Source organism: Halorubrum sp. GN11_10-6_MGM (genome assembly GCF_005435165.1).
Lineage (GTDB): Archaea > Halobacteriota > Halobacteria > Halobacteriales > Haloferacaceae > Halorubrum.
Genome location: NZ_SGUC01000064.1, coordinates 1 through 6,982, shown reverse-complemented (window position 1 = coordinate 6,982; position 6,982 = coordinate 1). Strand labels below are relative to the sequence as shown.

Genomic DNA, 6,982 nt, shown 5'->3' with positions numbered 1-6,982 from the left:
GGGACAGCACGCGCGAGGGAGTTGGCCGACCGAAGGGAGGACGACGAGACTGGGGAGGGATGAGGTGCGGTTGCGGTGCCGGGCGGGGTGGGAATCAAAGGGGCAGCCGCGGGGCGAGCGCAGACGAAGTAAGCACTGGAAGGAGCGAACGTAGTGAGCGACTGAAGCGCGCAGCGAGTGTGCGCTCGCCCCGCGGCTGGGGCTTTGGCGGTGTTCGCCGCCGATCCGTCGGCAGCAATTTATCGCCGAGCGACTGGGGCTTCGGCGGTGATCGGGACCGGCCCGTCATCGACCGCTTATAAACCCGCAACCCGATACGTCGCGTATGAACGGAGACGCCACGGTCGTCGGCGGCGGGCTCGCGGGGCTCGTCGCGGCGACGCGGCTCGCGGAGGCGGGCGCGGACGTGACGCTGTACGAGCGACGGCCCGACATCGGCGGGCGCGTGCGGACCGAGACGGTCGACGGGTTCACCCTCGACCGCGGCTTCCAGGTCCTCTTTTCGAGCTACCCCGCCGTCGAGCGCGAGTTGGGCGCCGACGGCCTCGACGACCTCGACCTGCGGCCGTTCGCGCCCGGCGCGACGATCTGCCGACCCGGGTCGCGGTCGACGCTCGGCGACCCGCTCCGCGACCCGCGCTCCGCGGTCCCCTCGCTGTTGAACGACGAGGTCTCCCTCTCGGACAAGCTCCGGACGCTCGCGCTCCGGTACGACCTCGGGAACCGCGACGAGGGCGAGTTCTTCGACGGCCCCGACGCCCCGATCCGCGAGTACCTGCGTGACTGGGGGTTCGCGGACGACTACGTGACGAACTTCGTCGAGCCCTTCTACGGCGGCATCACCCTCGACCGGAGCCTCGCGACCTCGAAGCACGTCTTCGAGTACACGTTCCGGGCGATGAGCCGCGGGTCGATCGGGGTCCCCGCGGAGGGGATGGTCGCGCTCCCCGCCGCGCTCGCGGACCGCGCCCGCGAGGCCGGCGTCGACATCGAGACCGGCGAGGACGTGGAGACGGTCCGGATCGCGGGACAGGGGCGGCTCCCGTTCCGGACCGGGAGCGCCGACGCCGACGGCGCCACCGTCGAACTCGCGGACGGCTCGACCCGCGAGACGGACGCGGTCGTCGTCGCGGCCTCGCCCCCTGAGGCCCGGCGGCTCACCGGCGTCGAGTCGATTCCGACGGAGGGCGTGCCGAACGTGACGGGGTGGTACGCGCTGCCCGAGTCAGCGGCGCCGGACGCCGGCAAACGGATCCTGCTCAACGCGGCGAGCGAGTCGCCGAACGCCGTGGTGCCCATGTCCGAGGTCGCGCCCGAGTACGCGCCCGACGGCCGCGCGCTGCTTGCCGCGACGTTCCTCGGCGAGGACTCCTTGGAGCGCGACGACGGCGACCTCCGCGAGGACGTGCGCGACGCGCTCGCCTCGTGGTTCCCGGACCGCGAGTTCGACGAGTTGGAGACCGTCGACGTCCACCGAATCCGGTTCGCGCAGTTCGCGCAGCCGCCGGGCGTCCACGTCGACCTCCCGGACGTCGACGACCCGGAGGGACCGGTGACGCTCGCCGGAGACTACACCGAGTGGTCGTCGATTCAGGGCGCGCTGGAGAGCGGCCGGAAGGCCGCGGCCGCGGCGCGCGAACACCTGTAGGCGGCGGAGCGGCACGCGAGCGCCGCTGGGCAGCGCCGCCGCTCGTCACCGCTACTCCTCCCGCAGAAACGCCCCCTCTCCGTGCTCCTCGACCGCCGCGAGCAGCTCGTCGCGCTGGCGACGGATCTCGGGCGGGAGCTCGGCGGACGCGTAGTCGAACATGTCGCTCGGGTCGGGCTCGACCGACTCCGCGAAGTCGATCGCGTCGGCGACGACGTCGTCAGCCTCCTCGCGAATCGCGGCGACGCCCTCGTCGTCGATCCGGCCGGTCTCGCGGAGGAACGCCTCCATCCGGTCGAGCGGGTCGAGCGCGCGCCACGGATCCACGTCGTCGGGGTCGCGGTAGGCGGTCGGGTCGTCGGCGGTCGTGTGCGCGCCGAAGCGGTACTCGACGAACTCGACGAGGGTGGGGCGAGGGTCGCGGGCGGGGCCATCGCCGTCGACCGCGCCGCCACCGGTTCCGCCCTCTCCGCCGCCACGCGCCCGCTCGGCGGCCTCCCGCGTGACCGCGTAGCTCGCGAGGGGGTCCATCCCGTCGACGCGGACGCCGTCGAAGCCGTAGGCGGTCGCTTTCTGCGCGAACGTCGCGCTGGCGGTCTGGCGCGACTCGGGGATCGAGATCGCCCAGCCGTTGTTGTGACAGCAGAAGATCGTCGGCGTGTCGAACACGCCGGCGAAGTTCAGCGCCTCGTGGAAGTCGCCCTCGCTCGTCGCGCCGTCGCCGAAGTGGCAGGCGACGACGCGGTCCTCGTCGCGGTGGTCGAACGCCCACGCGGCGCCGACGGCGTGGGGGAGGTGCGCCGCGATCCCGATGTTCAACGGGAAGACGTTGCCGTCGGCGATCGCCTCCGTCCCGGACTCGTGGCCCATCCAGTACGGGAGGTACTCGGCGAGGAGGTCGCGGACGACGACCGCGCCGTGCTCGCGGTACTGGTAGGAGATCAGGTCCCGGTCTGCGAGCGCGTGCGTCGACCCGACGGCCGACCCCTCCTGTCCCGCGCAGGGCGCGTACGTCCCGATCCTCCCCTGCCGCTGGAGGCTCACCGCGCGCTCGTCGAAGCGCCGCGTGACGACGAGGTCCCGGTAGATCGCGCGAAACTGCTCGTCCGACAGGTCAGGGACCGTCGCGTCCGGCAGGGGACTGCCGTCCGGCCCGAGGACGCGGTAGAGATCCTCGTCGGCGAGGGGGTCGGTCGCGGGGTCCGTGTCGGTGCTTGGGTCGATGTCGGTCGCGGAATCGGGGGTGGCATCGGCGTCGGCGCCGTCGGCGCCGTGTTCGGTCATGGGCGATCGGTGTGGGCCGCGATCACAAGGAGTTAGCGGTCGGGGAGGCGTCGGCGGGCGGGCGGCGCCGCCGGCGGGCGTAGGTGAACGGGAGGCCGACGAGGATCCCCGCGACGGCGACGGCGCCGAAGACGACCCCGACGAGCAGCGGCACGGGGCCGGCCGTCAGCATCTCGACGCTCCAGACGGACGCGAACCGAGCGGTCCAGAACCCGCCGGTGATCAGCGCGGTGAGCAGCCCGAACGCGGCGCCGCGGACGTACGTGACCGACCCCCGTCGCTCGACGAGCGCCCACCACGCCGCCGTTCCGGCGGCGAGCGCCGGCGTCGCGAGCAACGGGACCGCGAGCGCAGCCGGGAGACCGATCACCTCCGCGAAGACCCCGAGCACGGTGGAGAGCAGGGAGGCCGTGAGGACGGCGCAGCCGAACGCGTAGACGCCGGCGAAGATCGACCAGCGCCGAGACCTGCGCGCTCGGGCTCTGGACGCGCGTGTCCCGGCCTGTGACGGATCAGAACTATCCATACATCGACATCACCCACGCCGGGGAAAGCTCTTGCCGTGAGTGAAACGGCGGCTAGTCCCTTCTCAGGGGGTTATCACGGCGCGGCCGTCGATCTCCCGGTGTTCGAGCTTCTCGGCGACCGTGTTGATCTCGCCGAGGTCGTACCGGCTGGTGTGGAGGTCGACGTCGCCCTGCTCGACGAGCGCGACAAGCTCCTGTAGCTCGGCGTACCGGCCGACGATGTTGCCGACGAAGGAGAACTCGCCGTTCACCAGCGCCTGCGCCGGCTCGTGGACGTGGCCGCCGTAGCCGATGATGTGGTGGTCGCCGCCGGCGGCGGTGATGTCGGGCGCGTAGCTGGTCGTCACGTCCTCGCCGACGAAGTCGAGCACCTGCGCGGCGCCCGTCCCGTCCGTGATCCCCTCTATCTCGGCCGCGACGTCGGCCTCGCTCGGGTTCACAAGGTTGTCGGCCCCGTAGCTGTCGGCGAGGCTCAGCGCCGACTCCTTCAGATCGATCGCGGTGATCTTTGCCGCGCTCATCGCGTTCAGACACTGGAGACCGATGTGGCCGAGCCCGCCGACGCCGATGACGACCGCGTGGTCGCCGGGGTTCAGGTCGGCGACCGCCTTCTTCGCGGCGTGGTACGCGGTGATGCCGGCGTCGGCGTGGGGCGCGATGTCGATCGGTTCGACCCCGGACGGCAGCGGGATGACCGAGCGCTCGCTGGTGTGGAGGTACTCGGCGAAGCCGCCGTCGGTGGTGAGCCCGTTGAACGCGTCGTTCTCGCAGTACATCGTCTCGCCGAGTCGGCAGGGACGACAGGTGCCGCAGGTCTGTACCGGGTGGCAGATAACCGGGTCGCCCGGCGAGACGAGCTCGACGTTGTCGCCCGTCTCGACGACGGTACCGGCGTTCTCGTGGCCCAAGGTCAACGGGAGCTCCTGCGGGACGTACTCTGCCCACATCCCCTCGATGATGTGGTTGTCCGTCTGACACCACCCCGCGCCCTCGACCTCGACTATCACGTCGTCCGGACCGCTCGCAGTCGGGCGGTCGACCTCGTCGATGGACAGCCCCTCGCTCATGTCGTCGGTGTACTCGTGGAGTCTGGCAGCTTGCATGTGACATACTGTCTCGCATCGCACATCATAAACGTTCGTTATGGTATCAGCAGACGAGTAAACTCGGGAACGGACGGGTAATTTACCTGAATGATCCTTATAGTTATGTGAGAACACTACGCAGAGTGAACCGTATGTACGAGATGGACGGCGAGGAGATCTTCGTCATCGACGGCCACGTTCACCTGTGGGACGCGCGGCAGGAGAACATCGTCCACGAAGGGGGCGAGCAGTTCCTCCAGTGTTTCTACGACTACCACACCGGGTTCACGCCGGAGGAGAAGCAGTGGGATATCGACACGTATCGCCACTACGGGGCGGACAAGATGACGGAAGATCTGTTCGGCAACGCGGCGGCAGACATGGCGATCTTCCAGCCCACGTACCTCGACGACTTCTACGACGAGGGGTTCAACACGACCGAGCAGAACGCCGAGCTCGCGGAGGAGTATCCGGAGCGGTTCGTACTCAACGGGAGCTTCGACCCGCGCGACGGCGAGGAGGGGCTGCGCTACCTCGAACACCTCAAGGAGGAGTACGACATCCCCGGCGTGAAGCTGTACACCGCCGAGTGGCGCGGCGAGTCGAAGGGGTGGCGGCTCGACAGCGACGAGGCGTTCGAGTTCCTCGAGAAGTGCGCCGACCTCGGCATCGAGAACATCAACGCCCACAAGGGGCCGACGATCCGCCCGCTCAACCGCGACGCGTTCGACGTGAAGGACATCGACGACGCCGCCTCGTCGTTCCCGGAGCTCAACTTCATCGTCAACCACGTCGGCCTCCCGCGGCTCGACGACTTCTGTTGGATCGCCGCTCAGGAGCCGAACGTGTACGGCGGGCTCGCGGTCGCCTCCGCGATGACGACGAACCGCCCGCGGAAGTTCGGCGAGATCATGGGCGAGCTGCTCTACTGGCTGGGTGAAGACCGGGTCCTGTTCGGCTCCGACTACGCCTTATGGAACCCCGACTGGCTCGTCGACCAGGTGATGAACGCGGAGCTCACCGACGAGCAGAAAGACGAGTACGGGGTCGAACTCGACGTGGAGACGATGAAGAAGGTGATGGGCGAGAACGCCGCCGAGCTGTACGACATCGACATCGCGGAGAAGAAGCGGCAGTTCCGCGACGACGACATCACCGAGCGGTTCGACCTCGGCGCGCACTACGGCGGCGACGCGGGGGCCGCGGCGGACTGATGTCGGGGAGCAGCGCGGACCCGACGGGCGGTCCCGGCGGCGCTGCGGCGAGCGACCCGACCGGCGACGCGACGGGCGACCCGACCGACTCGACCGACGATTCCGCCGACTCGGCGGACGACCCGCAACGCACGGCGGCGGTCAGAGAGCGACTCGACCGGGTCGAGGACCCGGAGCTCGCTCGCTCCATCGTCGAGCTCGACTACATCGACGCGATCGAGATCGACGGCGACCGCGTCGAGATGCGGTTCACGCTGCCGACGGCGTGGTGTTCGCCCGCCTTCGCGTGGATGATGGCGACCGACGCACGCGACGAGATCGAGGCGCTCGACTGGGTGAGGGAGGCGCGGATCGAGCTGTGCGACCACATGCACGGCGCGGAGATCACGACGGGGGTCAACGCCCGCGACGGCTTCGGCGAGACGTTCCCCGACGCCGACGGCGACGTGGCGGCGGTCCGGGCGGCCATCGCCGACAAGGCTCGCGTCTCCAGACAGCGCGAAGCGGTCCGGACGCTGCTCGACGCGGGCGTCGAGCCCGAGCAGGTCGTCGGGCTCGACCGGTCCGCCGTCGAGATCGCCGGGGACGAGGCGCACGTCGACGTCGGCGGGCTGTCGATAGTCGTCGACGCCGAGCCGATCGCCGACTACCTCGACCGCGTCGAGACGAGCGGTCGCGTGACCGACCCGGACGACACCCTGTTCCTGACGCCGGAGGGCGAGCCGATTCCGGCGGAGGATCTGGACGTGGTACAGAAGCGGTCGCGGCTCGCGAGCGTGAACATGGGCGGCCAAGGGGCCGTGTGCGACGCGCTCCACCGCGCGCGGCACGGTCCCGACGGGCCGGACGGCTCCGGCGCGTCGTACGTCGATCGGTCGGGCGGCGAACTATCGGCGTACGACGGTGACGTCGACGAGTTCACCTCGACGTGGACGCTCGGGACCGACGACTGAGTCGCCGCCGACGGCCGGGCGGCCCGGCGCCGTGTTCCGCCGGTCTCAGCGGATCGGCCCGAGTCCGCCGAGCCCCCCGCCGCCGGAGCCGCCGTCCTCCTCGGGCTCGCCGTGCCCTTCCTTCTCTAAGCCGTGCCGGCCGCTCGCCGCGGTGTTAAGTTAAGGAAGAGGCGGAGCGAAGTTCTAGTGCCTATGCCAGAAATCGCCCGCCTCACCGAGTGTACCGAGTGGATCGACTTGGAGTTTGTGGAGCGAGAGCGGACACCCCGGT

At 70.0% G+C, this 6,982-nt stretch carries 6 protein-coding genes; 3 read left to right on the top strand and 3 right to left on the bottom strand.

Going from position 1 to position 6,982, the window contains the following annotated elements:
• Positions 1-325 precede the first annotated feature (325 nt).
• Positions 326-1,648, top strand: coding sequence for an NAD(P)/FAD-dependent oxidoreductase (locus tag EXE46_RS15930; RefSeq protein WP_137689325.1), 1,323 nt, complete (start codon positions 326-328; stop codon positions 1,646-1,648).
• 51 nt (positions 1,649-1,699) lie between these two features.
• Here the strand turns inward: EXE46_RS15930 and EXE46_RS15925 are convergent, their stop codons facing one another.
• The 3 genes from EXE46_RS15925 to EXE46_RS15915 form a co-directional block, all read right to left on the bottom strand.
• Positions 1,700-2,932, bottom strand: a complete 1,233-nt coding sequence (locus tag EXE46_RS15925; protein ID WP_137689324.1) for a thiamine pyrophosphate-dependent enzyme — start codon at positions 2,930-2,932, stop codon at positions 1,700-1,702.
• 22 nt (positions 2,933-2,954) lie between these two features.
• Entirely contained in the window at positions 2,955-3,458 is a 504-nt protein-coding gene (locus EXE46_RS15920; RefSeq protein WP_137689323.1) for a hypothetical protein, read from the bottom strand.
• A gap of 63 nt (positions 3,459-3,521) precedes the next feature.
• Positions 3,522-4,562, bottom strand: coding sequence for an NAD(P)-dependent alcohol dehydrogenase (locus tag EXE46_RS15915; RefSeq protein WP_137689322.1), 1,041 nt, complete (start codon positions 4,560-4,562; stop codon positions 3,522-3,524).
• Between the two features lie 134 nt (positions 4,563-4,696).
• On the opposite strand from EXE46_RS15915, the gene EXE46_RS15910 reads away from it, so the two are divergent.
• Both EXE46_RS15910 and EXE46_RS15905 read left to right on the top strand, forming a co-directional pair.
• Positions 4,697-5,758 (top strand): amidohydrolase family protein, encoded by a 1,062-nt coding sequence (locus EXE46_RS15910; protein ID WP_137689321.1) that lies wholly within the window; start codon positions 4,697-4,699, stop codon positions 5,756-5,758.
• Positions 5,758-6,711 (top strand): iron-sulfur cluster assembly protein, encoded by a 954-nt coding sequence (locus EXE46_RS15905; protein WP_137689320.1) that lies wholly within the window; start codon positions 5,758-5,760, stop codon positions 6,709-6,711. Before EXE46_RS15910 ends, EXE46_RS15905 begins: the two co-directional genes overlap by 1 nt.
• The last annotated feature ends 271 nt before the right edge of the window (positions 6,712-6,982 follow it).